The sequence below is a fragment of the Mesorhizobium sp. genome (genome assembly GCF_017306585.1).
GTDB lineage: Bacteria > Pseudomonadota > Alphaproteobacteria > Rhizobiales > Rhizobiaceae > Mesorhizobium.
This window is the reverse complement of record NZ_JAFKIC010000161.1, coordinates 1-26,903: the sequence shown is the minus strand read 5'-3', so window position 1 is coordinate 26,903 and position 26,903 is coordinate 1. Positions and strand designations below refer to the sequence as shown.

Below are 26,903 nucleotides of genomic sequence, written 5' to 3'. Positions count from 1 at the left end.
CAATCGATATCCGGTCGCGGCCTGCTTCAACACGATACGACTGCACAAACAAATCCGACGGTTTGGTCGGTCATGGGAGAAAACAGATGGACACGCGCAACAGCCCCGAAAAGCCGGTCCCGGCACCCGTCGCGCAGATGGCGGCGATGGTGCGGGAAAGCCGGATGGACCGGCGTGAATTCCTCGCCATCGCCAGCATCATGGGCGTGAGCGCGGCCGGCGCGTACGGGCTCATCGGTCTGGCGGCGCCCGTGCCGGCGCGGGCCGAGGAGCCGAAGAAGGGCGGCGTCATCAGGATCGCCATGCCCGTCAAGGAGCTAAAGGACCCGCGCACCTTCGACTGGGGTGAAATGGGCAATCTGGGACGCCAGTTCCTCGAATGCTTTGTCGAATACACGCCCGATTTCACCTTCGAGCCGCGGCTGCTCGAAAGCTGGGACGTCAACGCCGACGCGACCGAATATGTCCTGCATCTGCGCAAGGGCGTGAAGTGGAGCAATGGCGACGATTTCATCGCGGAGGACGCGCTGTTCAACCTCAACCGCTGGTGCGACAAGAAGGCGCCGGGCAATTCGATGGCGGGCCGCCTGGCCGCCCTTGTCGATCCGGCAACCGGCAAGGCGCGCGAAGGCGCCATCACCAGGGTCGACGATAACACGATCAGGCTGAGCCTCTCCAAGTCGGACATTTCGCTGATCGCCAACTTCGCCGACTTCCCGGCATTCCTGGTGCACCGCAGCTACGAGGCGACAGGCTCCGATCTGGTGAAGCATCCGATCGGCACCGGGCCTTTCGAACTGGTCTCGCACGAAACATCGGTGAAGGCTGTCTACAAAAGGCGCGAGCAGCACCCATGGTGGGGCGGCGAAACCCATCTCGACGGCGTCGAGTTCATCGACTACGGCACGGATCCCAATGCCATCGCCAGCGCCTTTGAATCAGGCGAGATCCATGGCAATTTCGAAACGACTGGCAACCAGGTCGACCTTCTGGACAGCATGGGCCTGCAACGCAGCGAGACCCAGACGGCGGCGACAGCCTGCGCGCGCTTCAACGTCAAGAACAAGCCGTATGACGACCAGCGTGTACGCAAGGCACTGCAGCTTGCCGTCGACAATGCCGCCGTTCTGACCCTGGCCTACAGCGACCGCGGCACCCCGGCGGAAAACCATCACGTTGCGCCGATCCACCCGGAATATTTCCCCTTGCCGAAAGTGGCGCGCGACATCGAAAAGGCAAAGGCGCTGCTGGCCGAAGCCGGTCAGCAGGACTATGAGCACGATCTGATCAGCGACGATGACGAGTGGCACAAGGACACGGCGGACGCCATTGCCGGACAGTTGCGCGAGGCCGGCATCAAGATCAGGCGAACCGTTCTGCCGACAAGCACCTTCTGGAACGACTGGACGAAATATCCCTTCTCGCTGACCGGCTGGACCATGCGACCGCTCGGTGTCCAGATCCTGGCCTTGGCCTATCGCTCGGGCGAGGCCTGGAACGAAACCGCGTTCTCGAACCCCGAATTCGATGCCAAGCTGAACGACGCTCTGTCCATCGCCGATGTCGAAAAGCGCCGCGAGGTCATGCAGGAGATCGAAAAGATCCTGCAGGACTCCGCCGTGATCATCCAGCCCTACTGGCGCAAGATCTATACGCACTCGACCAAGGCGGTGAAAAACCGCCGCGCCCACCCGCTCGACCAGGTATTTCTGGAGAAGGTCTGGCTCGACGCCTGATAAGCTTGAAGCCGGACGGATTCATCCGGCGCCGCATGCCGAGGGCGTCGCTCAAAAGTTTCCGTGAAGCGATGAAGTGCCCCGTAACCGCTCGAAGCTCGATAGGCTTCGAGCGGCTCCGCGCCTCTAACTGGATTGTCGGCGGTCTCCGCCTCAGCGCGGCAGGACGCTCGTCCCCATCAGCGCCTCGTCGATCGAGCGGGCCGCTTGGCGGCCTTCGCGGATCGCCCAGACCACAAGCGACTGGCCGCGGCGCACGTCGCCGGCGGCATAGAGCCGGTCGACACTGGTCTTGTAGTCGCGGTCATTGGCCTGGACATTGCGCGAACGGCGGCTGTCGGTGATGATCTTCATCTCGCCTTCCAGTTCCTTGGCCACGCCCGCCGCCGCCGGTCCGGCAAAGCCGATGGCGATGAAGGCGAGATCGGCGCGGATGACGAATTCGGTGCCGGGTATCGGCTTGCGCTTCTCGTCGACCTCGCAGCATTTGACGCCGGTCAACTGGCCCTCCTCGCCGATGAATTCGAGCGTCGCCACCTGGAACTCACGCTCGGCGCCCTCGGCCTGCGAGGACGAGGTGCGCATCTTCGTTGCCCAATAGGGCCAGACCGCCAGCTTGTCTTCCTTCTCGGGTGGCTGCGGGCGGATGTCGAGTTGGGTGACCCGGACGGCACCCTGGCGGAAAGCGGTGCCGACGCAGTCGGACGCGGTGTCGCCGCCGCCGACGACGACGACATGCTGGCCGCCGGCGATGATCGGATGCGAGGGCCACGCCACCGACTGGATCGGCTCGCCGCCGACGCGGCGGTTCTGCTGCACCAGATAGGGCATGGCATCATAGACGCCGCCAAGATCGTCGCCCGGAATATTGGCCGCGCGCGGCGTCTCGGAGCCGCCGCAATAGAGCACGGCGTCATGTTCGGCGAGCAGCTCGGCCACCGGCTTGTCGACGCCGACATTGACGCCGCAATGGAAGGTCACGCCCTCGCCCTGCATCTGCTCGATGCGCCGGTCGATATAGTGCTTCTCGATCTTGAAGTCGGGAATGCCGTAGCGCATCAGCCCGCCCGGCCGGCTCTCACGCTCATAGACATGGACGTCGTGCCCGACGCGGCCGAGTTGCTGGGCCGCCGCCATGCCGGCGGGGCCGGAGCCGATGACGGCGACGCGCTTGCCGGTCTTCTTCTCCGGCGGATAGGGCCTGATGTGGCCGGTCTCGTAGGCCTTGTCGGCGATCGCCTGCTCCACCGTCTTGATGGCGACAGGAATGTCCTCAAGATTCAGCGTGCAGGCTTCCTCGCAGGGGGCGGGGCAGATGCGGCCGGTGAATTCCGGAAAATTGTTGGTCGAATGCAGGTTGCGGATCGCGTTGTCCCAGTCCCTGTTGTAGACGAGGTCGTTCCAGTCGGGGATCTGGTTGTGGATCGGACATCCGGTCGGCCCGTGGCAGAACGGAATGCCGCAATCCATGCAGCGCGCGGCCTGTTTCTCGACCTCCTTGTCCGACATAGGCAGCGTGAACTCACGGAAGTGCCGGATGCGGTCGGAAGCTGGCTGGTACTTGTGCACCTGCCGGTCGATTTCGAGAAAGCCTGTTACCTTGCCCATAGTCCAGTTCCTGCTGTCCAGATGGTGCGGTTTTCGTCGCACCCGTTAACCCCTTGAGGCTGCCGTGGCAACCTTGCACCCGAGGTCAGACTGTCGATGAAGGTGGGCCGGGAAGCCTGGGCTCCCCGGCAGTTCTCTGAAAGCCTATTCGGCCGCGACGCCCATGCGCATGCGTTCCATCTCGATCAGCGCGCGGCGATATTCGACCGGCATGATCTTGCGGAATTTCGGCCGGAACGTCGTCCAGTCGTCGAGGATCTCGCGGCCGCGCACCGAACCCGTGAAGTGGACGTGGTTCGAGATCAGCTGGTAGAGCCGTTCCTCGTCATGACTGGTCATGTCGCCCGACACGTCGACGCGGCCCTTATGGTCGAGATCGCCGCCATGGTGCAGCAGCTTCTCCATCAGGTCGTCTTCTTCCGGAACCGGCTCCAGTTCGACCATAGCCATGTTGCAGCGCTCGGCGAAATCGCCGGCCTCGTCCAGCACATAGGCGACGCCGCCCGACATGCCGGCGGCGAAGTTGCGGCCGGTCTTGCCGATGACGACGACGACACCGCCGGTCATGTATTCGCAGCCATGGTCGCCGACGCCTTCGACGACGGCGGCGACGCCCGAATTGCGCACCGCGAAACGCTCGCCCGCGACCCCGGCGAAATAGGCCTCACCCTCGGTCGCGCCGTAGAGCACCGTGTTGCCGACGATGATGGAGTCCGCCGCGACGATCTTGGCTTCCTGCGGCGGACGGATGACGATGCGCCCGCCCGACAGGCCCTTGCCGACATAGTCGTTGCCGGCGCCCACGAGATCGAACGACACGCCGCGCGCCAGGAACGCGCCGAACGACTGGCCGGCCGTTCCGGTGAGCTTCACCTGGATCGTGTCCTCGCGCAGCCCCTTGTGCTTGAAGCGCTTGGCCACTTCACCCGAGAGCATGGCGCCCGCCGAACGGTCGACATTGCGGATCGGCAGTTCGATGCTGACAGGCTGCCGGCTTTCCAGCGCCGGCTTGGCCAGTTCGATCAGCTGGCGGTCCAGCACGTCGTCGATCGGATGCTTCTGGCGCTCGGTCCAGTGCGCGGCCTCGTGCGGCACGTCGGGCTTGTAGAACATCTTCGAGAAGTCGAGCCCCCGCGCCTTCCAATGCTGGATGACGTCGCGCTTTTCGAGAAGGTCGCTGTCGCCGATGATCTGGTCGATATGGGTGAAGCCCATTTCGGCCAGCAGCCCCCTCACCTCTTCCGCCACGTAGAAGAAGAAGTTGATGACATGCTCGGGCGTGCCCTTGAAGCGCTTGCGCAGCACCGGATCCTGGGTGGCGACACCCACGGGGCAGGTGTTGAGATGGCATTTGCGCATCATGATGCAGCCGGCCGCGATCAGCGGCGCGGTCGAGAAGCCGAATTCGTCGGCGCCGAGCAAGGCGCCGATGATGACGTCGCGCCCGGTGCGCAGGCCGCCATCGACCTGCAGAGCCACGCGTGAGCGCAGCCCGTTGAGAACCAGCGTCTGGTGGGTTTCGGCCAAGCCCATTTCCCACGGGCTGCCGGCATGCTTGAGCGAGGTCAGCGGCGAAGCGCCGGTGCCGCCATCATAGCCCGAGATGGTGATGTGGTCGGCGCGCGCCTTGGCGACACCCGCCGCGACCGTGCCGACGCCGACCTCGGACACCAGCTTGACCGACACGTCGGCCGCCGGGTTGACGTTCTTCAGATCGTAGATCAGCTGCGCCAGATCCTCGATCGAATAGATGTCGTGATGCGGCGGCGGCGAGATCAGGCCGACGCCGGGCGTCGAGTGCCGGACCTTGGCGATGGTCGCGTCGACCTTGTGGCCGGGCAACTGACCGCCCTCGCCGGGCTTTGCGCCCTGCGCGACCTTGATCTGCATCACGTCCGAGTTGACGAGATATTCCGCCGTCACGCCAAAGCGCCCCGAGGCGACCTGCTTGATCGCCGAGCGCTCCGGGTTCTTGCCGCCACCGGGCAGCGGCAGGTAGCGGTCGGCCTCTTCGCCGCCCTCGCCGGTGTTCGACTTGCCGCCGATCTGGTTCATGGCGCGCGCCAGCGTGGTGTGCGCTTCCCTGGAGATCGAGCCGAACGACATCGCGCCCGTCGAGAAACGCTTGACGATCTCGGCCGCCGGCATGACGTCGTCGAGCACCACCTTCTTGCGGCCGGTCTCGTCGGCCAGCCTGATCTTGAACAGGCCGCGAATGGTCTGTGCCCTCGCGGTCTCGCTGTCGATCTGCGCGGAATAGTCCTTGAACGTGTCCCAGGACCCCTGGCGCACGGCGTGCTGCAGGGTGGCGACCGCGTCGGGCGACCACATATGCGCCTCGCCGCGCATGCGGAACATGTATTCGCCGCCGACTTCCAGACTGTTGCGCAGCACCGGGTCGTTGCCGAAACCATCCGTGTGGCGGCTGAGCGTCTCGGCCGAGATTTCGTCCAGCCCGACGCCTTCGATCAGAGTCGCGGTGCCGGTGAAATACTGCTGCACGAAGTCCGACTTCAGCCCGATGGCGTCGAAGATCTGCGCGCCGCAATAGGACTGGTAGGTCGAGATGCCCATCTTGGACATCACCTTGAGGATGCCCTTGCCGATCGACTTGATGTAGCGCGAAACGACCTCGTAGGCATCGACCTCTTCCGGCAGTTCGCCGCGCTTGTGCATGTCGAGCAGCGTGTCGAAGGCGAGATACGGATTGATCGCCTCGGCGCCATAGCCGGCAAGGCAGCAGAAATGATGCACCTCGCGCGGCTCGCCGGATTCGACGACGAGGCCGACCGCGGTGCGCAGCCCCTTGCGGATCAGGTGATGATGCACTGCGGCCGTCGCCAGCAGCGCCGGAATGGCGATGCGGTCCGGCCCGACCTGGCGGTCGGAAAGGATGATGATGTTATAGCCACCGGCGACCGCTGCTTCCGCGCGCTCGCAGAGCCGGTCGATGGCGCCCTGCATGCCGGCCGCGCCCTCGCTCGAAGCGTAGGTTATGTCGATCGTCTTGGTGTCGAAACGATCCTCGGTGTGGCCGATGGAACGGATCTTTTCCAGATCGCCATTGGTCAGGATCGGCTGGCGCACCTCGAGCCGCTTGCGGCGCGAATTGCCGACCAGGTCGAAGATGTTGGGCCGCGGCCCGATGAAGGACACCAGGCTCATCACCAGCTCCTCGCGGATCGGGTCGATCGGCGGGTTGGTGACCTGGGCGAAGTTCTGCTTGAAATAGGTGTAGAGCAGCTTCGACTTGTCCGACATGGCCGAGATCGGCGTGTCGGTGCCCATCGAACCCACGGCTTCCTGGCCGGTGGTCGCCATGGGCGACATCAGCAGCTTGGTGTCTTCCTGCGTGTAGCCGAACGCCTGCTGGCGATCGAGCAGGCTGACATCCTTGCGCAGAGCGCGCGGTTCGACCGGCTTCAGGTCCTCGAGGATCAGCTGCGTGTTGGTAAGCCAGGTCTTGTAGGGATGCTTGGTCGCGATCTCCGACTTGATCTCCTCGTCGGGCACGATGCGGCCCTTGGCAAGATCGATGAGAAGCATGCGGCCGGGCTGCAGCCGCCACTTCTGCACGATCTTCTCCTCCGGCACCGGCAGCACGCCGGCCTCGGACGCCATGATGACGCGATCGTCATCGGTGACGATGTAGCGTGCGGGGCGCAAACCGTTGCGGTCGAGCGTGGCGCCGATCTGGCGGCCATCTGTGAACGCGACCGCGGCCGGCCCGTCCCACGGCTCCATCAGGGCCGCGTGGTACTCGTAGAAGGCCTTGCGGTCGGCATCCATGAGCTTGTTGCCGGCCCAGGCTTCCGGGATCAGCATCATCATGGCATGGCTGAGCGAGTAGCCGCCCTGGAACAGGAACTCGAGCGCGTTGTCGAAGCACGCCGTGTCGGACTGGCCGTCATAGGAGATCGGCCAGAGCTTGGAGATGTTGTTGCCGAACAGTTCGGAATCGACCGAAGCCTGGCGCGCCGCCATCCAGTTGTTGTTGCCGCGCACCGTGTTGATCTCGCCATTGTGCGCGACCATGCGGTAGGGATGCGCCAGCTTCCACGACGGGAAGGTGTTGGTCGAGAAACGCTGGTGAACCAGGATCAGCGCGGTCTCGAAGCGCGAATCCTTGAGATCCTTGTAATAGGCGCCGACCTGGTAGGCCAGGAACATGCCCTTGTAGACGATGGTGCGCGCCGACAGCGACACGCAATAGGCGCCGACGTCCTTGTTGTTGTTCTCGGCGTAGATGCGCCCCGAGATGACCTTGCGCAGCAAATAGAGCCTGGCCTCGTATTCCTCGTCGTCTGGAATATCAGCCGTGCGGCCGATGAACACCTGGCGGTGGAACGGCTCGGACGCAACGATGTCGGGCGCCTTCGACAGCGAGGAATTGTCGACCGGCACATCGCGGAAGCCGAGAAGCGGCAGCCCCTCGGATTGCGCCGACTCGGCGATGATGTCCTCGATATGGGCGCGAAGGGTCGCGTCCTGCGGCATGAACCAGTGTCCGACACCGTACTGGCCGGCCGGCGGCAGTTCGATGCCCTGGGCCGCCATTTCCTCGCGGAAGAACTGGTCGGGAAGCTGCACCAGCACGCCCGCGCCGTCGCCGACCAGCGGATCGGCGCCGACAGCGCCGCGATGCGTCAGGTTTTCAAGCACGGCAAGGCCGTCCTTGACGATCTCATGCGACTTGACGCCCTTCATGTTGACGATGAAGCCGACGCCGCAGGCATCATGCTCGTTGCGCGGATCGTACAGGCCCTGGGCGGTCAGGCCGCCGGTGGTCGGGTTGAATTTGGTGGCGGTATTTTTGACGGCTGCCGCTTTCGTCTGCGCGGCCTGGCCGTGGATCGCAGCGTGCGTCAATTCCGTCATTGTCCTGTCCTCTCCGTTTCCGTTCCGCGCCCCGTCGGGCGCTGGCCATTTTTCTGTCGCTGGTTTGCCTCGGCGAGCGCTTGGCTCACCCTTCATCCTTGCGGCACGTCTTGCGAAATCCTTGCCGAGCCATGCATCGCTTCGCATGGTTCGCGTCTGGTATCGTACTGGCCAGTTGCCGGCCGTCCACCTGTCGCTCGCGGCAACAGCCGGAGAGGCCCATATGTTACGCCAATCCAGCCTGTTTTGTGCGACAAAATAAGACAGCACTACTGTCCTAAATTTTTATGGCAGAATTCCCCGGGACGCACAAGACCGATTCACAAAAAACTTGAGCCTTCGGCGACATAAAATTACCTGAAGTTGACAAAAAACGTAAGCTTCAGTCGTTACCTTGAAGGCCACGCCCGGCATTGGCTTCAACGATTTTCCGGTCCGTGGCCCTTGCGGCGGGCGCGTGAAACCGGTCAACTCCGCGCCGATTTCCCCAACACAGGCAGATGCATGTTCTTCGCTTCCGACAATTGGGCAGGCGCCCATCCCAACATCGTTTCCGGCCTGTCGGCCGCGGCCGGCGGCTTTTCAACGGCCTATGGCGACGGCGCTCTCGACCAGGCCGTCTACACCAGGTTCAGCGAGATTTTCGAGCGTGAGGTGGCCGTGTTCTTCGTGGCGACCGGCACGGCGGCCAACTCGCTGTCGCTGACCACCTTCAACAAGCCTGGCGGCATTTCCTTCGCCCATCGCGAATCGCATGTCATCGAGGACGAGTGCGGTGCGCCGGAATATTTCTCGGGCGGCTCGCGGCTGCACGCCGTGGATGGCGCGCTGGGAAGGATCGAGCCGCACAATCTGGAAAAGGCGGTCGGCCGTTTCGCCGGCGAGGTCGTGCATTGGGGCCGGCCGATGGCCATCTCGATCACTCAGTCGACCGAGGTCGGCACTGTCTACGGGCTGGACGACATTGCCGCGATCTCGGCCATCGCCAAGAAACACTCCCTGCCGCTCCATATGGACGGCGCCCGCTTTGCCAATGCGCTGGCCGCGCTCGACACCACGCCGGCCGAAATGACCTGGAAGCGCGGCGTCGACATCCTGTCCTTCGGCGGCACCAAGAATGGCTGCTGGTGCGCCGAGGCCATTGTGCTGTTCGACCTCGACCGCGCCAAGGAACTGGCCTTCCTGCGCAAACGCGCCGCGCAGCTGTTTTCCAAGTCGCGCTTCGTCGCGGCGCAATTCGAGGCCTATTTCAAGGACGGGCTGTGGCTCGACACGGCACGCCATGCCAATGCCATGGCCGCCCGGCTCGCGGCGGCCATCGAGGATTCGCAGTCGGCGAAGCTCGCCTGGCTGCCGCAGGCCAACGAAGTCTTCGCCGTCATGAAGAAGAGCGAGGCCGACAGGCTGCAGGCGGCGGGCGCCGCCTTCTATGACTGGCACAAGCCGCATGGGTTCGATGGGCATATCGGCGAGGACGAGGTCCTCTACCGCTTCGTCACCAGCTTTGCCACCACATCGGAAGAGGTCGACCGCTTCGGCCAGTTGATCGCGGGATAACAGGCCTTTCCGGACAACAAAAAAGCGGCGCCTCTCGGCGCCGCTTCCGTCTCGGGAGGAGACTTATATCTTAGCCAGAGGCCTCGTTACGCGGCCGTTTTGGCCTCGATCTGCTTGGCCTTGGCCGGAGCCGAGGTGATCTCGATCTTGCGCGGCTTCAATTCCTCGGGAATGTTGCGCTTCAGGTCGACGAAGAGCAGGCCGTTCTTCAGGTTGGCGCCGACGACGTCGACATGGTCGGCAAGCTGGAAGCGGCGCTCGAAGGCCCTGGAGGCAATGCCGCGATAGAGCAGTTCGGAACCTTCACCGGTGCCCTCGTCCTTGCGCTCGCCCTTCACGGTCAGCACATTGCGGTGGGCCTCGATCGAGATCTCCTCGTCCGAGAAGCCAGCGACCGCCATCGAGATGCGATAGGAATCCTCGCCGGTGCGCTCGATGTTGTAGGGCGGATAGGTCTGCGCGCCATCGGGCTGCGCAAGAGAATCCAGCATGGTGAAGAGCCGGTCGAAGCCGACGGTGGAGCGGTAAAGCGGGGAAAAATCAACGTGACGCATGAGGTGTTCTCCTGTTGAGCAACATGGTTTGCGTATGGTCGGTGCGAAACCCGTGAGCGGCGTTTCGGGAGGACCAGCGGACCCGACATCGGCGACCGCAACCCACATCTGGGGAGCGCCCGAATGCATTTCAAGCTTCGCCCGACGGCAAAAAATGGAAAGCCCCGACGCTTGATGAACGGCAGATGAACCGGCGCTTCGGCGCGCGTTCAGACAGGCCGCGCTACATTGAACCCAGGATCAAGGATTGGCAGCGCCGGATCTGAAGGGCGCCGCAAACGAGGCCGAACCGGGTGTCAACGTCCCTTCCTCCCGGATCGACAGAGGCCGGAAGCACGCCAGCAAGCGGCTTCCGGCCTTCCCCCGTTCCAGCCAGGCATGGCCCGGATTTGCTTTGCTTTTGATGCATTGGCGTCTATCACCTTGAGTAAGGCCAGCCGCGACCGGTAGGCCCGGGAAGACGCCGAGCACAAAGCGCCGAATGACAGACATTTTCCACGACACTGCCGATAATCCTCGGCCGGAAAACGCCGCCGGCGGCTTCTTCACCACGCGTGACGGTAAGACGATCCGCTATGGCCTGTTCACAGCGGTTGCCCGGCCGATGCGGGGCACGGTGGTGCTGCTCGGCGGCCGCAACGAGTGTATCGAAAAATATTTCGAGACCATTCGCGACCTTGCTGCCCGGGGCTTTGGCGTCGCCACGCTGGACTGGCGCGGCCAGGGCGATTCCTCTCGCCTGATACGCGACCGTCAGCGTGGCTATGTCAGGTCGTTTCGCGACTACACCGCCGACCTGGAGCAGTTTTTCGAGGAGATCGTGCTGCCCGATTGCCGTGGGCCGTATTACATCCTCGCCCACTCCGCCGGGGCGGTGGTCGCGCTGCTGGCCTCGCCGTCGATGGTCAACCGCGTGCGGCGCATGGTGCTGATCGCCCCATTCCTGACGCTGCCCGATCTGCCGGTCTCGATCAGGACGGTCCGCCGCATCTGCTCGGTTTTCTCCGCTGTCGGGCTCGGCCGGCTCTACGCGGCCTGGGGGCCACGGCCGCGACACACGCTGCCTTTCGAGGAAAACAAGGTGACGACGGATCGGCAGCGCTATCGCCGCAACACGCGCATCTACGAAGAGTATCCGAAAATGGCGCTTGGCGGCCCGACGATCCGCTGGCTGCAGGCGGCGGCGAAGGCGTCGGAGGCCGTTTGCGATCCCGACTTCATGGCGGGAATTCAGGTGCCCCTGCTGATCATCGCCGCCGGCAACGACCAGGTCGTGTCGACCAAGGCGGTCGAGGCATACGCCCGCAGCCTGAGGCTCGGCTCGATGCTGATGATCGACGGCGCCAAGCACGAAATCCTGCAGGAAGTCGACCTGTACCGCGAACAATTCCTCGCCGCCTTCGACGCGTTCGTCCCGGGCTCCGACGACCCGACGGCCTGACCCAGCCGCGAACAGGCACAGCTGACACACCGTTGTCAGGAAGGGCGGCCCTCCGCCCCGAGGAGCGCGCAAACTCCTAAAGATTCTGACAGCCCGGACGGGCTGCGGAATGCTCATCTCCATGCGTCGAACCGAACGCCATGGAGTTGAGATCATGCCCCAGAAAACCTGTGCCGCCTGCGATTGCCAGCTCGATGCCAACCCGATCCGCGTCAAGGTCGGCGGCAAGACCGTTGAGGTCTGCTGCGAGGAATGCGCCCAGGCGCTGAACGAAGCCGGCGCTTCCGCTGCCGCCACCGACAAGGAGTGAGCCATGCGCCCCGATCATGCAGCCGCGCAGCGCCTGGCCGGTAAGTCGCCGCCAAGTGCGTCGGCTTTCAGTCTCGCAACCATCCAGCGGTCCTTGCGGGCCCAATGCGCGGCAGTCGCTGGATGGCTCGGCCGCCACATGGAGAAGCGCCGGAGCCGCCTCGCTCTGCTCGAAATGAGTGACGAACAGCTCAAGGATATCGGCTTGTCGCGCGGCCAGGCCTATTCGGAATTCAGACGCCGCTTGTGAGACGTGCATGTCGCGAAGTCTCCTGACAGGATCGGGCAGGCCGCTTGCGTAAAGTGCCGGCAAACGAGCCGGCACAGCAGGAGTACAGAACGGCCATGTCGCAATTCACGGTTCGGCCGCTTCTGGACACCGGCATCGTCAGGGTGCGGGATATCGTCTGCAGCGGTGAATGCCGGCACAGGAGCGACGAGGAGTGCACGGCGGCCACGCATCTGGTTTTCCCCTATCGCGGCGTCTTCGTGCGCCATGTCGGCCGCAACGACGCCGTGGCCGAAGCTAACCAGCTGCTGTTCTTCAACGAGGCGGAACCTTACCAGGTGAGCCATCCCGTCGAGGGCGGTGACGCCTGCCTGGATATCGTTGTCGACGAAGAACAACTGCGCGAACTGACGCCGAGCGAACAGTTGCGCGCCGGCGACGTCCTAGCTTTTCGACGCCAGCGTCGGCGCATCGACCCGCGCGCGCAGGCGCTGGTGGCATTGCTGCGCCACAGCCTCAGCCGCAAGGTCGCCGAAACGCTGGAGGCCGAAACGCTTGCCTTGACACTCGTGCGGCGCTCGCTCGGCGAACGCACCTCGCATGGGGCAGCCGCCAGCCCGGGACGGCAGAAGCTCGTCGACCGCGCCAAGCTGGTTTTATCATCGGACCTGTCGCGACGCTGGACGCTGGCCGGAATTGCCGCCGAGGTCGGCGTTTCCCCGGTCTATCTGACGCAGGTTTTCCAGCAGGTCGAGGCGATGCCGCTCTATCGCTATCACCTGCGCCTGCGGCTAGCGCGGGCGCTGGACCTGCTCGGCAGCTACGACAATCTGACCACGCTCGGCATGGATCTGGGCTTTTCCAGCCACAGCCATTTCAGCGCCGCCTTCCGGCAGGTCTACGGGCGAACGCCGGCGGAATTCCAGCGTTCGATCAAACCGCGCTGACCGATCGAAGCCGGGCGCGCCTCAGCCGCGCAAGGCGGCCATCGCAGCGGCGTGAAGCTCCGGCGTCGCAGCCGCCAGCACATCGCCGCCCTTCTCCGCCGGTCCGCCATCGAAGGTGGTGACGACGCCGCCCGCCTTCTCGATGATCGGGATCAGCGCCACGATGTCATAGGGCTTCAAACCGGGGTCGGCGACGATGTCGACGCTGCCCGAGGCGATCATGGCGAAGGCATAGCAATCGGCCCCGTAGCGGGCGAGCTGAACCGTCTTCTCGAACGCATCGTAGCGCGTGCGCGCCTCGCCCTTGAACAGAGCCGGCGTGGTGGTGAACAGCGTTGCGTCGTCGAGCCTTGTCGTCTTGCGGGTCGCCAGCTTTCGCGGGCCGCCCGGTCCCTCGTAGTGGGAACCGGAGGCATTGGCGTAGAAAAGCTCTCCGGTGAAGGGCTGCGCCATCATGCCGGCGACCGCGTCGCCATCGACCGTCAGCCCGACCAGCGTCCCCCACACCGGCAGGCCGGAGATGAAGGCGCGCGTGCCGTCGATAGGATCGATCACCCAGACATGTTTGCTGGAAGTGTTCTCGCTGCCATGCTCCTCGCCGAGGATGCCGTGGTCGGGATACTCGGCCGAGATCAGCGCGCGGATGGCGCGTTCGGTCTCGCGATCGGCCTCGGTGACCGGGTCGAAACTGCCCTTTTCCTTGTTGGCCACGGCGCCCTGCGCCCGAAAGCGCGGCAAGGTCTCCGCCGCTGCCGCCCGCGCGATACGGCGCATGAAATCGATGCTGATGTCCAACTGATTCTCCCGCCTCGCCTACGCCCTGATCGGGCGTTCCCGCGACTTTTCTGCCAAAACAAGGCTGTTTATCGATTTATCCGTCGCGTTAACAGTTGCCCAAATGTCACATAGGCATCACCGAAACGCAATTTCCACATCACTCTGAATTAAAAAGACCCAGGGGTCGCTTGACATTTGTGCAGCGCACAATACGCTTGTTCTCGGACAGGTTTTCCTGTCCATGCCCTCCTTGGGCGTTTCCTCCCTAGACTTCGACCGTATCGTGAAAACGATGCGGTCTTTTTTTAACCCGCCAATCCGGATGCCTTGCTCAAGGCGCGGTTTTCACTCCGCGGCCAGCGGCAGGTCGACGAAATGATGGTCGGGCATCGCCATCAGGTCGGCGCAGAACCGTGTCAGATCGTCGGCCAGTGCATCGAAGCCGGCCGACTTCTCGAATGTCCGCTCGTTCATGTAGAGCCCGCGATTGACCTCGATCTGCAGCGCATGAAGATGACGCGCCGGGCGGCCATAATGCTCGGTGATGAAACCACCCGCATAGGGTTTGTTGTGAGCGACGGTATAGCCCATCGCGGACAGCAGGCCGATCGCGGTTTCGGTCAGCGCGGCGCTGGCCGAGATGCCGAAACGGTCGCCGATGATGAAGTCCGGCCGCAGGCCGCTGTCGCCGACACGAATGCTTGCCGGCATCGAATGGCAGTCGATCAGCACGGCAAAGCCGAAGCGGGCATGGGTCCTGGTCAGAAGCCGTTTCAGCGTTTCGTGATAGGGCTTGTAGACGGCCTCGATGCGGGCAATCGCTTCGGCCAGCGGCAAGCGGCCCGCATAGATGTCGAGCCCCTCGCCCACCAGCTTCGGCACGGTGCCAAGCCCGCCAGCCACCCGCGCCGAGCGGATGTTGCAGAAGGACGGCACCGGCTCGGCGAACATGCGCGGGTCGAGCTCCCAAGGCTCGCGATTGACGTCGAGATAAGCGCGCGGAAAATTCGCCGCCAGCATTGGCGCGCCGAGCGCCACGGCGCCGCCGAACAGCTCGTCGACGTAGCAGTCCTCGGAGCGCCGGATGGCGTTGCGATCGAGCCTCGCCATGGCGAGAAAGCGTTCCGGATAGTAGCGGCCGCTATGCGGAGAATTGAACAGGAAAGGGACGCGCTGCTCGGCGCCCGACCGGATTTCGAAGGGTGGAATGACCGAAAAATCCTCGGCTGCCGTCTTCAATTTGAACGAACCCGGAAACACCAGTGCATCATGGCATGAACCTGCCACCTTGCCGGCCGCGTGTCCAGCATTTCGGCGGCCGCATCACCCGGCAAATGTGAGCCGGACGCGTCCGCGTTCACTTGATGTTTACTCTCACCTCCTCATATACAGGATGGTTAACGGGCTTGCCTGGCGGCAGTCTGGGGCGGGTGATTCGGACGGGACATCATGGCACGCATTCTTTTGGCGGAAGACGACGACGATATGCGCCGTTTCCTCGTCAAGGCGCTGGAGCGCGCCGGCTACCAGGTCAGCGATTTCGACAATGGCGCCAGCGCCTATGAGCGGCTGCGCGAGGAGCCGTTCTCGCTGCTTCTGACCGACATCGTCATGCCGGAGATGGACGGCATCGAGCTGGCGCGGCGCGCCACCGAGATCGACCCCGACCTCAAGGTCATGTTCATCACCGGCTTCGCCGCCGTGGCGCTGAACCCCGATTCCAAGGCGCCGAAAGACGCCAAGGTGCTGTCGAAGCCCTTCCACCTGCGCGATCTCGTCAACGAGGTCGAGAAGATGCTGCAGGCGGCTTGAGCCGCCCATGACGGGCCGTGGGCACTATTCCACAGGCTCGGCCGGACGACGGGTTTTTCCTTTTTCCTGCTATTGACGCGCCGGACCAAAAATGGTGTATGCGCGGCATCGGATGGGCGTGTAGCTCAGCGGGAGAGCACTGCATTGACATTGCAGGGGTCACAAGTTCAATCCTTGTCACGCCCACCATCCACTCCAGACATTTCGATTTGATCCGTAAGACGATGGCTCCGCCGTTCGGCTGACTGGTTGTTTGTGGATCATCAACCCCACCGCAGCCGGCCAAGCCGCCACTTTGCCTTGGCCAGCCCTCCGGATCTCGGCTTCCGGCCCATCCCCACCCGGCGCCTGATCCGCCGGAAGATCGGATTTCCGGGCTCCATCGTCACCAGCCTGTCCGCCATTTCGACCGCCGATGCCTGGTCCCCCAGGGCCTCCAGGAGGACATAGGCCGAGCATGCCATGGCATAGGGGTGGCCTGCCCTTGCCGCCGCGAAGAAAAACTCGAAATCCCGCTCCATCACCAGCCAGCCTCCCATCAGATTGGTCATGATGTCCATGATCGGCAAGGGAATCTTCCTACGCAACCGGGCTTGGCTCAGCATGCGCGATTTCAGGATCGCCTCGCCGGCTGCATAATCTCCGTCGCGAAAATGGGCAGCCGCCATTTTCAGATCATAGCCGTCGTTCTCGGGATCCAGGGCCTGCGCCTTGTTCAGGAGTTCCCTCGCCCGCGTCGGACTGGTCTCGCCTTCCAGGGCGAGGAAGGTCCATTGATAGCCGAAGGCAGCCTCCAGCGGATGATAGTCGGCCTCGTTCGTCCGCAATTCCTCCAGGATGATATCGGCCGCCCGCGACTTGCCGAACAGCGCACCCGGGCCGACGCAAGGCATATCGCCCATGACGGATGCGACGACCGCGTAGATGCTCGTGCCGGCATGGATCTGCCGGCACCTTGCCATCAGCGCCATTTCGAAGAATGCGCCGAGGGCTTCGTCCTTGAACTCTCCGGCGCCGAAATCGTCGGTGCGCAGCGCACCGGTTCGCGCCTGGAGATAGTCGAGCATCGCGCGATCCTGGCCGACGAGCAGGGTCGTCAGGCCTTTCGACGAGAGTTCCGACACGATCGCCTTGGCCAAGGTCGACGGAATGACCTTGTCGGCGAAAATCAGCCTTCTGCGGTTGGAACCATGGACAATGTCGCCACTGCGAAGATGCAACGCGGCCATCGGACCGGGCAGGCGGCATGTGGCGGCCGCGTCGAGCGCCCGCCACACGGCTGACGCGAAGCCGAAGCCGCGCAGCGTTTCGGACCGCTGGAGCGGACTGGAGCCGCCATCACGGAAAAAATCGAGCGCATTGAATTCGTTGCAGATCCAGCCGCGCCGCCCTCCCCGACTTGCCATTGCCTCGAGGTCCGATGGAGCGAAGGCGGTGTTACCAAGAATATCGAAATCCGCGCTCCTGATCTTCTCGCCCAGCCAGTGTCTGGCGATGAACTCCGCCGAGAAGATATTTTGCACCAGGTCGACGGTATGGGATTCCTGGTCGGTGATCTTCCTGCTGTTCCAGGTAAACCCGAACCGGTAGCCGAGCCTGTCCGCGAGGGTTTTCGCATTGGCCATGGCCAGCAGACGGCCACCCAGGCCATCCGTCCTGGTTGCCACGATCAGCGGCGGTTGTCGCGGATCATCTCGGCCCGAGCCGGACATCGCCCTTTTCAAGGTGGTGGAGAAACCATGCATATGTGCGTTCCAGCCCGCTGCGCAGCGCATATCGAGGGCGCCAGCCAGTGGCAAACAGGCGCGAGACATCCATCAGCTTGCGCGGCATGCCATCCGGCCTCGTCGGATCGAACGTGATCCTCGCATCGCCACCGACGACGGATACAACCGCGCCCGCAAGGTCCGCAATACTGATATCCTCTCCCGTCCCGACATTGACGTGACTGTCGCCGGAGTAATTTTTCAGCAGGAAGACCAGCGCATCGGCGGCATCGTCGACGTAAAGGAACTCCCGCATCGGCTTGCCCGACCCCCAGACCTCGAGCGTCTTGCCGCCGGAACGCTTCAGCGCATGCGCCTTGCGCATCAGCGCGGGAATGACGTGGCTGCTATCGAGGTCGAAATTGTCGCCCGGACCGTAGAGATTGGTCGGCATCGCAGAGATGTAGTCGACACCATATTGGCGGCGATACGCCTGGCAAAGCTTGAGCCCGGCGATCTTGGCGATCGCGTACCATTCATTGGTGGGCTCCAGCGGCCCGCCCAGCAGCGCGTCTTCCGGCATCGGCTGCGGCGCCAGTTTCGGGTAGATGCAGGACGAGCCGAGGAACAGCAGTTTGCGCACATCGCTGCGGAAGGCGCTGTCGATAATGTTGGTCTGCAAGGTGAGGTTGTCGTTCAGGAAATCGACGGGAAAGCGGTCGTTTGCCAGGATGCCGCCAACCTTGGCCGCCGCTATCACCACCGCGTCCGGCCGGTGGTCGGCCATCCAGCGCCGCACACCGGCCTGGTCCCTGAGGTCGAGCGTCTCACGAGGCACAGTGAGGATTTCGCAATCCTCGGCCGCCAGCCGTCGCACCACGGCCGAACCGACCATCCCGCGATGCCCGGCCACGAATACCCGCTTGCCCCTGAGGTCGAAGGTTCCGGCCATCGCACCCCTCAGAAACGCCCGCCGGGCCTGGCGTTGGCGACCGAGCGTGCCAGATCGGCGCGCACCATCTCCGCCACCAGTTCCCTGAACCCGGTCACATGCGACCAGCCGAGCCTTGACCGGGCCTTGGACGGGTCGCCGACAAGCAGTTCCACCTCGGCTGGCCTGAAGTAGCGTGGGTCGATGCGCACCACGACGGCGCCGGAACCGTCATCGATCCCGATTTCGTCGACGCCCTTGCCCTGCCAGCGAATGGATCGCCCGATCTCGGCGAAGGCCAGTTCGACGAATTCGCGCACCGAATGCGCCTCGCCGCTCGCCAGCACGAAATCATCGGGCTCGTCGTGCTGGAGGATGCGCCACATACCCTCGACATAATCGCGCGCATGGCCCCAGTCGCGCCTGGCGTCGATGTTGCCGAGATAAAGCGTTTCCTGGCACCCATGATGGATAGAGGCGACGGCACGCGTAATCTTGCGGGTCACGAAGGTCTCGCCGCGCAGCGGGCTCTCGTGATTGAACAGAATGCCGTTGGCCGCGAACATGCCGTAGGCCTCGCGATAGTTTACCGTCGTCCAATAGGCATAGAGCTTGGCCGCCGCGTAAGGCGACCGGGGGCGGAAGGGTGTCGTCTCGCGCTGTGGAACCTCGAGCGCGTTGCCGTAGAGTTCCGAGGTCGAGGCCTGATAGAATCGCACCTTCCCTTCCAGGCGCAGGATGCGGATTGCTTCAAGCAGCCTGAGCGCGCCCAACGCATCTGTGTTGGCGGTGTATTCCGGCGTCTCGAAGCTCACCTGGACGTGGCTCTGGGCGCCGAGATTGTAGATTTCGTCGGGCTGCGTCTCCTGCACAAGGCGGATCAGGTTGGCGGCGTCGGTCAGGTCGCCATAGTGCAGGAAGAACCTGACGTCGCGCTCATGAGGATCGACATAGATGCTGTCGACGCGTTCGGTGTTGAACGAGGACGAACGACGCTTGACGCCATGGACGACATAGCCCTTCGCCAACAGCAGTTGCGCGAGATAGGCCCCGTCCTGGCCGGTTGCCCCGGTGATAAGGGCCACTTTTTCTGCCATTGCACCCCAGGTCCGCTGATCCGCGCTTTTGCAATACAGACTGAAACCAATAGCGCAAATCCCCCGCGTGGGGGATTCTTCCGAGCAAATTGCGTTCGGCTCAGCCGCCCGCCACGGCACACAGACTTTTCATCCGCGATACGGCAAGGCCGGGATCGGCCAGCAATCCCGCCTGGTCGGCGAGGCGAAAGACGTCGGCATAGTGGCGGATGCCGCGCGCCGACTGCATGCCGCCGACCATCGAGAAATGATCCTGATGGCCATTGAGCCACGCCATGAAGACGATGCCGGCCTTGTAGTACTCGGTCGGCGCCTCGAAAATCTTGCGCGACAGCGGCATGGTTGGCGCCATCAGCGCGTCAAAGCCGGCACGGTCGCCGGCGGCGAGCTTGGCCAGCGCCGCGTTGGCGGCCGGCGCGATGGCATCGAAAATGCCGAGCAGCGCATGCGAATGCCGGTTGCCGTCGCCGGCGATCAGTTCGGGATAGTTGAAGTCGTCGCCGGTGAACATGACCACGCCGTCCGGCAGCCGATCGCGCAACGCAACCTCCTTGGCGGCGTCGAGCAGCGATATCTTGATGCCTTCGACCTTATCCGCGTGGCGCTCGATGATGGCGACCACCGTGTCGAGCGCGGCCTCGAAATTGTCGCTGCCCCAATAACCCTTCAAGGCAGGGTCGAACATATCGCCCAGCCAATGCAGGATGACCTTGCCGGAGGCCTGCCGCAGAATGCGGTCGTAGACGATGGCGTAGTCGTCCGGTCCCTGCGCGACTGCCGCCAATGCGCGGCTGGCCATCATGATCGCCTTGCCGCCCAGCCCTTCGATGAAGGCGAACTGCTCTTCATAGGCGGCGATCACGTCTTCAAGCGTTCTGGCCGACGCCGGCGCCAGGTGGTCGGTGCCCGCGCCCGAGGCGAGATCGGCGCCCGGCACGGTTCGCGCCTCGGCGACCGAACGCCGGATAAGTTCCCTGGCGCTCGCCCAGTCGAAACCCATGCCGCGCTGCGAAGTATCCATCGCCTCGGCAATGCGGAAACCGAGCCGCCAAAGATGATGACGGAACGCCATCGTCTTGTCCCAGTCGATAACCGGGCGCGACCATGGATCGGTCATGCCGAGGGGATCGGCGACCACATGCGCGGCGGCATAGGCGATGCGCGAGAACCGCGCGCCGGCGACCGGATGCACCGGCTGTCCGACAAGCGTGTAACGGGTGCTGCGGCCACCCTCGCCAGGCAAGGCAATATCCATCGATCTCTCCATTGTAAGCGGCTATAAATGGAACGTTCCAATAAATCAAGAACCTTTAAGATTCCTGGGTTATTTCCAGAAAATTGCTGCATCGCAGCGCGCTACCTGTTTGAAAGCAAGGCTCATAGTGCCAGGCTATCAATTTTCCGAGTCGAGAAAAAATCCGGATTGACTCTCGATTGGAGCGATGATTAGAACGTTCCAATAATTCATGCAAAAATCAGGAGGAGACATCTGGATGGCCAGCCGGGCCAAAGCGACGATCTTCGACATCGCCCGCGAGGCAGGCGTGTCCAAATCGACGGTGTCGCTCGTGCTCCAGGGCAGCGGGCTGATCCGGCCTGAGACCGCGGTCAAGGTGCGCAAGGCGATCGAGGATGTCGGCTACGTCTACAACCGCGGCGCCGCCAATCTGCGCAAGGCCCATTCCAATGTCATCGGCATGGTCATTAACGACCTCACCAATCCCTTCTTCGCCGAGCTGGCGGTCGGCATGGAGCGTGTCTTCCAGTCGGCCGGCATCGTCCCCTTCATCGCCAATACGGCGGAGAACCCGGTGCGCCAGGAAGAAGTCCTGAAATCCCTTATGGAACAGGGCGTCGCCGGCCTCATTGTCTCGCCCGCGCGCGGCACGACGCCAGGCGCGTTCCGGCGGCTTGAGACCGCGGGAGTGCCCATCGTTTTCGCCATGCGCCGCCTGCCGGAAAGCCGCATTCCGGTGATCACCCCGGACAATCATCGTGGCGCCTATCTCGCCACCGCTCACCTCATCGGCAAGGGGCACCGCCAGCTGGCCTTCTTCGGCGGATCCTCCGACCTTGTGGTCTATCACGAGCGCCTGGGCGGCTTTCGCGAAGCCTGCGAAACATTGGGCATCGCCGACCGCGACGCGCTCATTGTCGAGGGCGAAACCAGCCGCCGAGGCGGCATTGCCTGCCTGGAGACGGCGCTCGCAATGGCCGAGCCGCCGACAGCCGCACTGTGCTTCAACGACGCCGTCGCCTTCGGCGTCATGCTGGCGCTGCGCAAGCGCGGCCTCGAGCCCGGACCGGATTTCGCCGTTGTCGGCTTCGACGACGTGGTCGAGGCCGAACACTATATGCCTGCGCTGACCAGCGTCGCGGTCGACACGCCCGGCCTCGGCGAACGCGCCGCGCACGTCATGCTCAAGATGATCCAGTCGCGCACCACACGTGCCGAAGACCATATCGGCGCGGTCAATCTCGTGGTCCGGGAAAGCTGCGGCCCGGATCGCCGCACACGCAACAGACCCTCTGGAACGGGAGGCCCCGCATGAGCATCCGGTGGGGCCTGATCGGCGCCAGCACGATCGCCAGGCAGTTCATGATCGGCGCCATCCGCGCGCAGCCGGATGGCGAGATCGCGGTGGTGATGAGTTCCAACGCCGAGCGCGCAACGGCCTATGTCAGCGAGAATGGCATTCCATCGGCCGTGTCGAGCCTCGATGCCTTGCTCGGATCCGAGATCGACGCGGTCTACATCTCGACCACCAACGAGCTCCACCTCGAACAGGCGCTCGCCGCCATCAAGGCGGGAAAGCATGTGCTGTGCGAGAAGCCGCTGGCGCTGACCAGCGCCGACGCGCGAAAGATGGTGGCCGCCGCCGGTGAGGCGAGCATCGTGCTCGGCACCAACCATCATCTGCGCAATGCCGGCGCGCATCGCGCCATGCGCGACGCGATATCAGCCGGCCGCATCGGCAAGCCGATCGCCGCGCGCGTCTTCCATTCCGTCTTCCTGCCCGAAAATCTGCAGGGCTGGCGCATCGCCAGGCCCGAGGCGGGCGGCGGCGTGGTGCTCGACATCACGGTGCACGACGCCGACACGCTGCGTTTCGTGCTCGGCGACGATCCGGTCGAGGTTTCCTGCTTCACCCAGTCCGCCGGCATGGCGGGCAGCGGGCTGGAGGATGGCGCCATGTGCGTCTGGCGTTTCAAGTCTGGCCTCATCGCACAATCGCATGAGGGCTTCACGACGAAATTCGCCGGCACCGGTTTCGAAGTGCATGGCTCCGAGGGGTCGCTCATCGCCAGCAATGTGATGACACAAAAGCCGGACGGCTCGGTGCTATTGCGCACCGCCCAAGGCGAGGAGCAGCTGAGCTTCGATCGCGAGGACCTCTATGTCAGGTCGGTGCGCCATTTCCACGCCGCGATCCGTGGCGAGGGTCACCCCTCCGCCTCGGGTGACGACGGCGTCTGGTCGCTCGCCTCGGCCGAAGCGGCACTCCAGTCGGCGGCCTCCGGCAAGGCCGTCAAGATCGACCCGAAACTCGGGAGCATGAATTGAGCAAGGTCGTTTCAGCGGCGCGGGCAGCCAGCCTGATCAAGGACGGCATGGTCGTCTCCGTATCCTCGTCCAGCGGCCTTGGCTGCCCGGACGCCGTGCTTGCCGCGATCGGCGAGCGCTTCGATGGGGAAGGCCACCCGAAGGCTATCACGACGCTCCACCCGATCGCCGCCGGCGACATGTATGGCATCAAGGGCATCGATCATCTGGCAAAGCCCGGCCTGCTCAAGCGCACCTTGTGCGGCTCCTATCCGTCGGGTCCGTCCTCGGCCGAGCCGCCGCAGATATGGAAGATGATCGGCGACAATTCGGTCGCCGCCTACAACGTGCCCTCCGGCATCCTGTTCGACATGCACCGCGAGGCCGCCGCCAAGCGCCCCGGCGTGCTGACCAAGGTCGGGCTCGACACCTTTGCCGACCCGCGCCACCAGGGCTGCGCCATGAACGACGCGGCCAGCGAGCCCATCGTTTCGGTGCAGCAGTTCGATGGCGAGGAATGGCTTTATTTCCGCGCCATCGTCCCTGATGTCTCGATCATCCGCGCCACCACGGCGGACGAGCGCGGCAATCTCACCTATGAGCACGAAGGCGCCTATCTCGGCGGGCTCGAACAGGCGCTCGCCGCCCGCAACAATGGCGGCATCGTGATCGCGCAGGTCAAACGCGTCGTCGAGAACGGCACGCTGAAGCCGCATGACGTGCGCGTGCCGGGCGTGCTCGTCGACCACATCGTTGTCGCGCCCGACCAGTTGCAGACGACCCTGACGCCTTACGATCCGGCGATCTCGGGCGAGATCTTCCGGCCGTTGTCGACCTTCCGCACCGCGGAAATGAACGTCCAGAAGGTCATCGCGCGACGCGTCGCGATGGAGCTGCGCGACGGCATGGCCGTCAACATCGGCTTCGGCATCTCCGCCAATGTGCCGCGCATCCTTCTCGAGGAAGGCCAGCACGGCAAGGTCACCTGGGTGATCGAGCAGGGCGCGGTCGGCGGCGTGCCGCTCCTCGACTTCAAGTTCGGCTGCGCCTCCAACGCCGAGGCGATCATGCCCTCGCCGCACCAGTTCATCTATTTCCAGGCCGGCGGTTTCGACGCCTCGCTGCTCTCCTTCCTGCAGATCGACCGCCACGGCTCGGTCAATGTCTCCAGGCTTTCGGCACGGCCACATGTCACCGCCGGCGCCGGCGGCTTCGTCGACATCACCTCGCGCGCCAGGAAGATCGTCTTCTCCGGCTTCTTCAACGCCGGCGCCAAGCTGTCGCTCGCTGAAGGCGGCATCCGCATCGACGCGGAGGGCAAGGTCAAGAAGGTGGTCAACGAGGTCGAGCACATCTCCTTCTCCGGCAAGCGCGCGGTCGCTCAAGGGCAGGACATCACCTATGTCACCGAGCGCTGCGTGATGAAGCTCACTCCCGAAGGCCTTGTCGTCACGGAGCTTACACCGGGCATCGACCTGCAGCGCGATGTGCTGGCGCAGTCGGAAATCCCGCTGGGCGTCGCCAGGGATCTCAAGACGACCCCGGAAGCGCTCTATCGCGACCAGTTGATCGGCCTGTCGCTGAATGGCGGCGCTTCGCTCGGAGGCGGGCATGGCTGAGCGGCTCGTCACCTTCGAACAGGACGGCGCCATCGGCATCGTCACGCTGCGCCGGCCGGAAAAATTCAACGCGCTCGACATTCCGATGCTGCGCGCGCTCGAGGCAGCGCTCGACGAGGCGGAACTCGCCGAAGGCGTGCGCGTCGTGCTCATCCGCGGCGAAGGCAAGGGCTTCTGCGCCGGCGGCGATGTCGAGGCGTGGGGCGCCATGAGTGCGGCCGATTTCCAGGTGCAATGGGTGCGCTACGGCCATCGCGTCTTCGACCGGCTGGCCCGCCTGCGCCAGCCCACCATCGCGGTGCTGTCCGGCCATGCGCTGGGCGGCGGGCTGGAACTGGCCGCGGCCTGCGATCTCCGCGTCGCCGAAACCCAGGTCAAGCTCGGCTTTCCCGAAACCTCGATCGGCGTCGTTCCCGGCTGGTCGGGCACGCAGCGCGCCGTGCGTCGCTTCGGCGCGCAGATCGTACGGCGCATGGCTCTCGGCGGCGAGATTTTCCTCGCAGCTGACGCGCTGGCCGTTGGTCTTGTCGACCGGATCGTCGAGACCGGCAAGGCGCTGGACGAAGCGAGGGCCTGGGCGGCAAAAATCGCCGAGCGCGGCCCGCTCGCGACCGAAGCCGCCAAGTTGATGATTGCCGTGGCCGAAGGCGAGGAAAGCGCTGCCGCCACCGAGGCGCTGGCCAGCGGCTTCATCGCGCTGACCGGCGATCTCAAGGCTGGCGTCGGCGCTTTCAAGGCCAAGCAGAAGCCAGCATTTTCAAGATCATAGGGAAAAGTGACGCGCCATGAACGCCCCCCTCAACATCTCCATGCCGGCCGAGGCGTCGGCGGCGCGGTCGACATCTGGCGCTATGCCGCCTCGCTTGCCCGCACGCTGCATGGCGAAAGCTACGCCAATCTCGGCGATTCCATGCTGGGCGTGGTGTTGCGCGAGCCGATCGGCGTCGTCTCGATCATCACGCCGTGGAATTTTCCGTTCCTGATCGTCAGCCAGAAACTGCCCTTCGCGCTCGCCGCCGGCTGCACGGCGGTGGTCAAGCCGAGCGAGATGACCTCGGCCTCGACCTTCGTTCTCGGCGACATCCTGCTCGACGCCGGCCTGCCGGCAGGCGTCGTCAACATCCTGGCCGGCCTCGGCGCCGATGTCGGCGCGCCGATGGTCAGCCATCCGCTGGTCGAGATGGTGTCCTTCACCGGCTCGACGCGCGTCGGCAAGATGACCATGGCGGCTGCGTCGGACACGCTCAAGAAAGTCTCGATGGAACTGGGCGGCAAGAACGGCCAGATCGTTTTCCCCGACGCCGACTTGAAGGCTGCCGCCGACGCCGCCGTCTTTGGCGGCTTCTTCAACGCCGGCGAATGCTGCAATGCCGGCAGCCGGCTGATCGTGCATGAGGCGATCGCCGATGATTTCCTGGCCGCCGTGAAGGCGCTGACCTCGAAGGTAACGGTAGGCGATCCGCTCGATGTCGGGACCAAGGTCGGCGCGATGATCTCGGCCGACCACATGGCCAAGGTGACCGGCTACGTGGCGGAGGCGGCAAGTATAGGCAGTACTGTCTACAGCGGCGGCAAGCAATTGGCTTCGACTGCCGGACAATATCTCGATCCCACCATCTTACGTGGCGTCACCCAGGACATGGCCATCGCGCGCGAGGAAGTGTTTGGTCCGGTGCTGTCGGTGCTGACTTTTGAAACGATTGAAAAGGCGTTGCACATCGCCAACAACACGCCCTATGGTCTGTCGGCAGGCGTGTGGAGCGCCAGCATCGACACCTGCATGTCGGTGGCGCGGGGCGTGCGTTCGGGGACGGTCTGGGTGAACACGTTCATGGAAGGTTATCCGGAACTGCCTTTCGGCGGCTACAAGCAATCCGGTCTTGGACGCGAACTCGGCAAACGCGCCGTCGAGGATTATACCGAGGAAAAGACAATCCAGTTTCATCGCGGCCAGCGCACCGGGTGGTGGGTCGGCTGAGTTGGGAGACCCCGGCGGACATCCGCCGGTTATATGACTGCAACAAGGGAGGTACTACATGTTGCGCAAACTGCTTATCGGAACGGCTCTTGCGACGAGCTTTGCGTTCTCGGCGCATGCCGCGGACGTCAAGGAAGTGCAGATGCTGCATTGGTGGACGTCGGGCGGCGAAGCGGCTGC

General features: G+C 64.0%; 20 protein-coding genes, 1 tRNA gene and 1 pseudogene. 13 read left to right on the top strand and 9 right to left on the bottom strand.

Features of this window, described 5'->3' with window-relative positions:
- The first annotated feature begins 86 nt into the window (after positions 1–86).
- On the top strand, positions 87–1,736 hold the full coding sequence (locus tag J0I79_RS18710; protein WP_292861963.1) for an ABC transporter substrate-binding protein: 1,650 nt from the start codon (positions 87–89) through the stop codon (positions 1,734–1,736).
- 153 nt (positions 1,737–1,889) lie between these two features.
- Here the strand turns inward: J0I79_RS18710 and J0I79_RS18705 are convergent, their stop codons facing one another.
- Together J0I79_RS18705 and gltB are read right to left on the bottom strand one after the other, a co-directional pair.
- A complete protein-coding gene (locus J0I79_RS18705) occupies positions 1,890–3,344 on the bottom strand; it encodes a glutamate synthase subunit beta (protein ID WP_292861960.1) in 1,455 nt (484 codons plus the stop codon).
- Positions 3,345–3,488: 144 nt separating this feature from the next.
- Entirely contained in the window at positions 3,489–8,222 is a 4,734-nt protein-coding gene (gene gltB, locus J0I79_RS18700) for a glutamate synthase large subunit (RefSeq protein ID WP_292861957.1), read from the bottom strand.
- A 504-nt stretch (positions 8,223–8,726) separates the two neighbouring features.
- On the opposite strand from gltB, the gene J0I79_RS18695 reads away from it, so the two are divergent.
- Positions 8,727–9,779, top strand: a complete 1,053-nt coding sequence (locus tag J0I79_RS18695) for a low specificity L-threonine aldolase (RefSeq protein ID WP_292861954.1) — start codon at positions 8,727–8,729, stop codon at positions 9,777–9,779.
- Positions 9,780–9,865: 86 nt separating this feature from the next.
- On the opposite strand, the gene J0I79_RS18690 is transcribed toward J0I79_RS18695, so the two are convergent.
- Complete coding sequence (locus tag J0I79_RS18690) at positions 9,866–10,333, bottom strand: Hsp20 family protein (RefSeq protein WP_292861951.1); 468 nt, start codon at positions 10,331–10,333, stop codon at positions 9,866–9,868.
- 481 nt (positions 10,334–10,814) lie between these two features.
- Here J0I79_RS18690 and J0I79_RS18685 point away from each other — a divergent pair, with 481 nt between their 5' ends.
- The 4 genes from J0I79_RS18685 to J0I79_RS18670 all read left to right on the top strand — a co-directional run bounded on the left by J0I79_RS18685 (position 10,815) and on the right by J0I79_RS18670 (position 13,259).
- The gene (locus J0I79_RS18685) at positions 10,815–11,774 is read left to right on the top strand and encodes an alpha/beta hydrolase (RefSeq protein ID WP_292861948.1); all 960 of its coding nucleotides are present in this window, start codon (positions 10,815–10,817) and stop codon (positions 11,772–11,774) included.
- 154 nt (positions 11,775–11,928) lie between these two features.
- Positions 11,929–12,084, top strand: a complete 156-nt coding sequence (locus J0I79_RS18680) for a hypothetical protein (protein WP_292861945.1) — start codon at positions 11,929–11,931, stop codon at positions 12,082–12,084.
- 3 nt (positions 12,085–12,087) lie between these two features.
- Entirely contained in the window at positions 12,088–12,333 is a 246-nt protein-coding gene (locus J0I79_RS18675; protein WP_292861942.1) for a DUF1127 domain-containing protein, read from the top strand.
- Between the two features lie 95 nt (positions 12,334–12,428).
- Positions 12,429–13,259, top strand: coding sequence for an AraC family transcriptional regulator (locus J0I79_RS18670; protein ID WP_292861939.1), 831 nt, complete (start codon positions 12,429–12,431; stop codon positions 13,257–13,259).
- Between the two features lie 21 nt (positions 13,260–13,280).
- Here J0I79_RS18670 and hisN read toward each other — a convergent pair whose 3' ends face one another.
- Both hisN and J0I79_RS18660 read right to left on the bottom strand, forming a co-directional pair.
- Positions 13,281–14,054 carry a histidinol-phosphatase gene (gene hisN / locus J0I79_RS18665; RefSeq protein ID WP_292861936.1) on the bottom strand — a complete coding sequence of 258 codons (774 nt, stop codon included), beginning with the start codon at positions 14,052–14,054 and terminating at the stop codon, positions 13,281–13,283.
- A 327-nt stretch (positions 14,055–14,381) separates the two neighbouring features.
- Positions 14,382–15,323, bottom strand: a complete 942-nt coding sequence (locus tag J0I79_RS18660; RefSeq protein ID WP_292861933.1) for an N-formylglutamate amidohydrolase — start codon at positions 15,321–15,323, stop codon at positions 14,382–14,384.
- 162 nt (positions 15,324–15,485) lie between these two features.
- Between J0I79_RS18660 and cpdR the strand changes: the two genes are divergently transcribed.
- Complete coding sequence (gene cpdR, locus J0I79_RS18655) at positions 15,486–15,848, top strand: cell cycle two-component system response regulator CpdR (protein ID WP_006199474.1); 363 nt, start codon at positions 15,486–15,488, stop codon at positions 15,846–15,848.
- A gap of 114 nt (positions 15,849–15,962) precedes the next feature.
- A tRNA-Val gene (locus J0I79_RS18650) sits at positions 15,963–16,037 on the top strand.
- 74 nt (positions 16,038–16,111) lie between these two features.
- On the opposite strand, the gene J0I79_RS18645 is transcribed toward J0I79_RS18650, so the two are convergent.
- From J0I79_RS18645 to J0I79_RS18630, 4 genes are all read right to left on the bottom strand, one after another.
- Positions 16,112–17,515, bottom strand: coding sequence for a hypothetical protein (locus J0I79_RS18645; RefSeq protein WP_292861930.1), 1,404 nt, complete (start codon positions 17,513–17,515; stop codon positions 16,112–16,114).
- A 22-nt stretch (positions 17,516–17,537) separates the two neighbouring features.
- Positions 17,538–18,506, bottom strand: coding sequence for a GDP-L-fucose synthase (locus tag J0I79_RS18640; RefSeq protein ID WP_292861927.1), 969 nt, complete (start codon positions 18,504–18,506; stop codon positions 17,538–17,540).
- Between the two features lie 8 nt (positions 18,507–18,514).
- A complete protein-coding gene (gene gmd / locus J0I79_RS18635; RefSeq protein ID WP_292861924.1) occupies positions 18,515–19,582 on the bottom strand; it encodes a GDP-mannose 4,6-dehydratase in 1,068 nt (355 codons plus the stop codon).
- 100 nt (positions 19,583–19,682) lie between these two features.
- Positions 19,683–20,837 (bottom strand): dihydrodipicolinate synthase family protein, encoded by a 1,155-nt coding sequence (locus tag J0I79_RS18630; RefSeq protein WP_292861921.1) that lies wholly within the window; start codon positions 20,835–20,837, stop codon positions 19,683–19,685.
- Positions 20,838–21,075: 238 nt separating this feature from the next.
- On the opposite strand from J0I79_RS18630, the gene J0I79_RS18625 reads away from it, so the two are divergent.
- The 5 genes and pseudogenes from J0I79_RS18625 to J0I79_RS18605 all read left to right on the top strand — a co-directional run.
- Positions 21,076–22,134, top strand: coding sequence for a LacI family DNA-binding transcriptional regulator (locus tag J0I79_RS18625; RefSeq protein WP_292861919.1), 1,059 nt, complete (start codon positions 21,076–21,078; stop codon positions 22,132–22,134).
- The gene (locus J0I79_RS18620) at positions 22,131–23,147 is read left to right on the top strand and encodes a Gfo/Idh/MocA family oxidoreductase (RefSeq protein ID WP_292861917.1); all 1,017 of its coding nucleotides are present in this window, start codon (positions 22,131–22,133) and stop codon (positions 23,145–23,147) included. Before J0I79_RS18625 ends, J0I79_RS18620 begins: the two co-directional genes overlap by 4 nt.
- Positions 23,144–24,745, top strand: coding sequence for an acyl CoA:acetate/3-ketoacid CoA transferase (locus tag J0I79_RS18615; protein ID WP_292861913.1), 1,602 nt, complete (start codon positions 23,144–23,146; stop codon positions 24,743–24,745). Before J0I79_RS18620 ends, J0I79_RS18615 begins: the two co-directional genes overlap by 4 nt.
- Positions 24,738–25,514: an enoyl-CoA hydratase/isomerase family protein gene (locus J0I79_RS18610; protein WP_292861910.1), complete on the top strand. Its 777-nt coding sequence runs from the start codon at positions 24,738–24,740 to the stop codon at positions 25,512–25,514. Before J0I79_RS18615 ends, J0I79_RS18610 begins: the two co-directional genes overlap by 8 nt.
- Positions 25,515–25,568: 54 nt before the next feature.
- Positions 25,569–26,723, top strand: a pseudogene (locus tag J0I79_RS18605) (aldehyde dehydrogenase family protein); the annotation flags it as partial.
- Positions 26,724–26,903 lie beyond the last annotated feature (180 nt).

Excerpts from the sequence above, each read along its gene's own strand:
- J0I79_RS18710 (WP_292861963.1), top strand. The coding sequence starts at position 87 with ATGGACACGCGCAACAGCCCCGAAAAGCCGGTCCCGGCACCCGTCGCG.
- J0I79_RS18705 (WP_292861960.1), bottom strand. The coding sequence starts at position 3,344 with ATGGGCAAGGTAACAGGCTTTCTCGAAATCGACCGGCAGGTGCACAAG.
- gltB (WP_292861957.1), bottom strand. The coding sequence starts at position 8,222 with ATGACGGAATTGACGCACGCTGCGATCCACGGCCAGGCCGCGCAGACG.
- J0I79_RS18695 (WP_292861954.1), top strand. The coding sequence starts at position 8,727 with ATGTTCTTCGCTTCCGACAATTGGGCAGGCGCCCATCCCAACATCGTT.
- J0I79_RS18690 (WP_292861951.1), bottom strand. The coding sequence starts at position 10,333 with ATGCGTCACGTTGATTTTTCCCCGCTTTACCGCTCCACCGTCGGCTTC.
- J0I79_RS18685 (WP_292861948.1), top strand. The coding sequence starts at position 10,815 with ATGACAGACATTTTCCACGACACTGCCGATAATCCTCGGCCGGAAAAC.
- J0I79_RS18680 (WP_292861945.1), top strand. The coding sequence starts at position 11,929 with ATGCCCCAGAAAACCTGTGCCGCCTGCGATTGCCAGCTCGATGCCAAC.
- J0I79_RS18675 (WP_292861942.1), top strand. The coding sequence starts at position 12,088 with ATGCGCCCCGATCATGCAGCCGCGCAGCGCCTGGCCGGTAAGTCGCCG.
- J0I79_RS18670 (WP_292861939.1), top strand. The coding sequence starts at position 12,429 with ATGTCGCAATTCACGGTTCGGCCGCTTCTGGACACCGGCATCGTCAGG.
- cpdR (WP_006199474.1), top strand. The coding sequence starts at position 15,486 with ATGGCACGCATTCTTTTGGCGGAAGACGACGACGATATGCGCCGTTTC.
- J0I79_RS18640 (WP_292861927.1), bottom strand. The coding sequence starts at position 18,506 with ATGGCCGGAACCTTCGACCTCAGGGGCAAGCGGGTATTCGTGGCCGGG.
- gmd (WP_292861924.1), bottom strand. The coding sequence starts at position 19,582 with ATGGCAGAAAAAGTGGCCCTTATCACCGGGGCAACCGGCCAGGACGGG.
- J0I79_RS18630 (WP_292861921.1), bottom strand. The coding sequence starts at position 20,837 with ATGGATATTGCCTTGCCTGGCGAGGGTGGCCGCAGCACCCGTTACACG.
- J0I79_RS18625 (WP_292861919.1), top strand. The coding sequence starts at position 21,076 with ATGGCCAGCCGGGCCAAAGCGACGATCTTCGACATCGCCCGCGAGGCA.
- J0I79_RS18620 (WP_292861917.1), top strand. The coding sequence starts at position 22,131 with ATGAGCATCCGGTGGGGCCTGATCGGCGCCAGCACGATCGCCAGGCAG.
- J0I79_RS18610 (WP_292861910.1), top strand. The coding sequence starts at position 24,738 with ATGGCTGAGCGGCTCGTCACCTTCGAACAGGACGGCGCCATCGGCATC.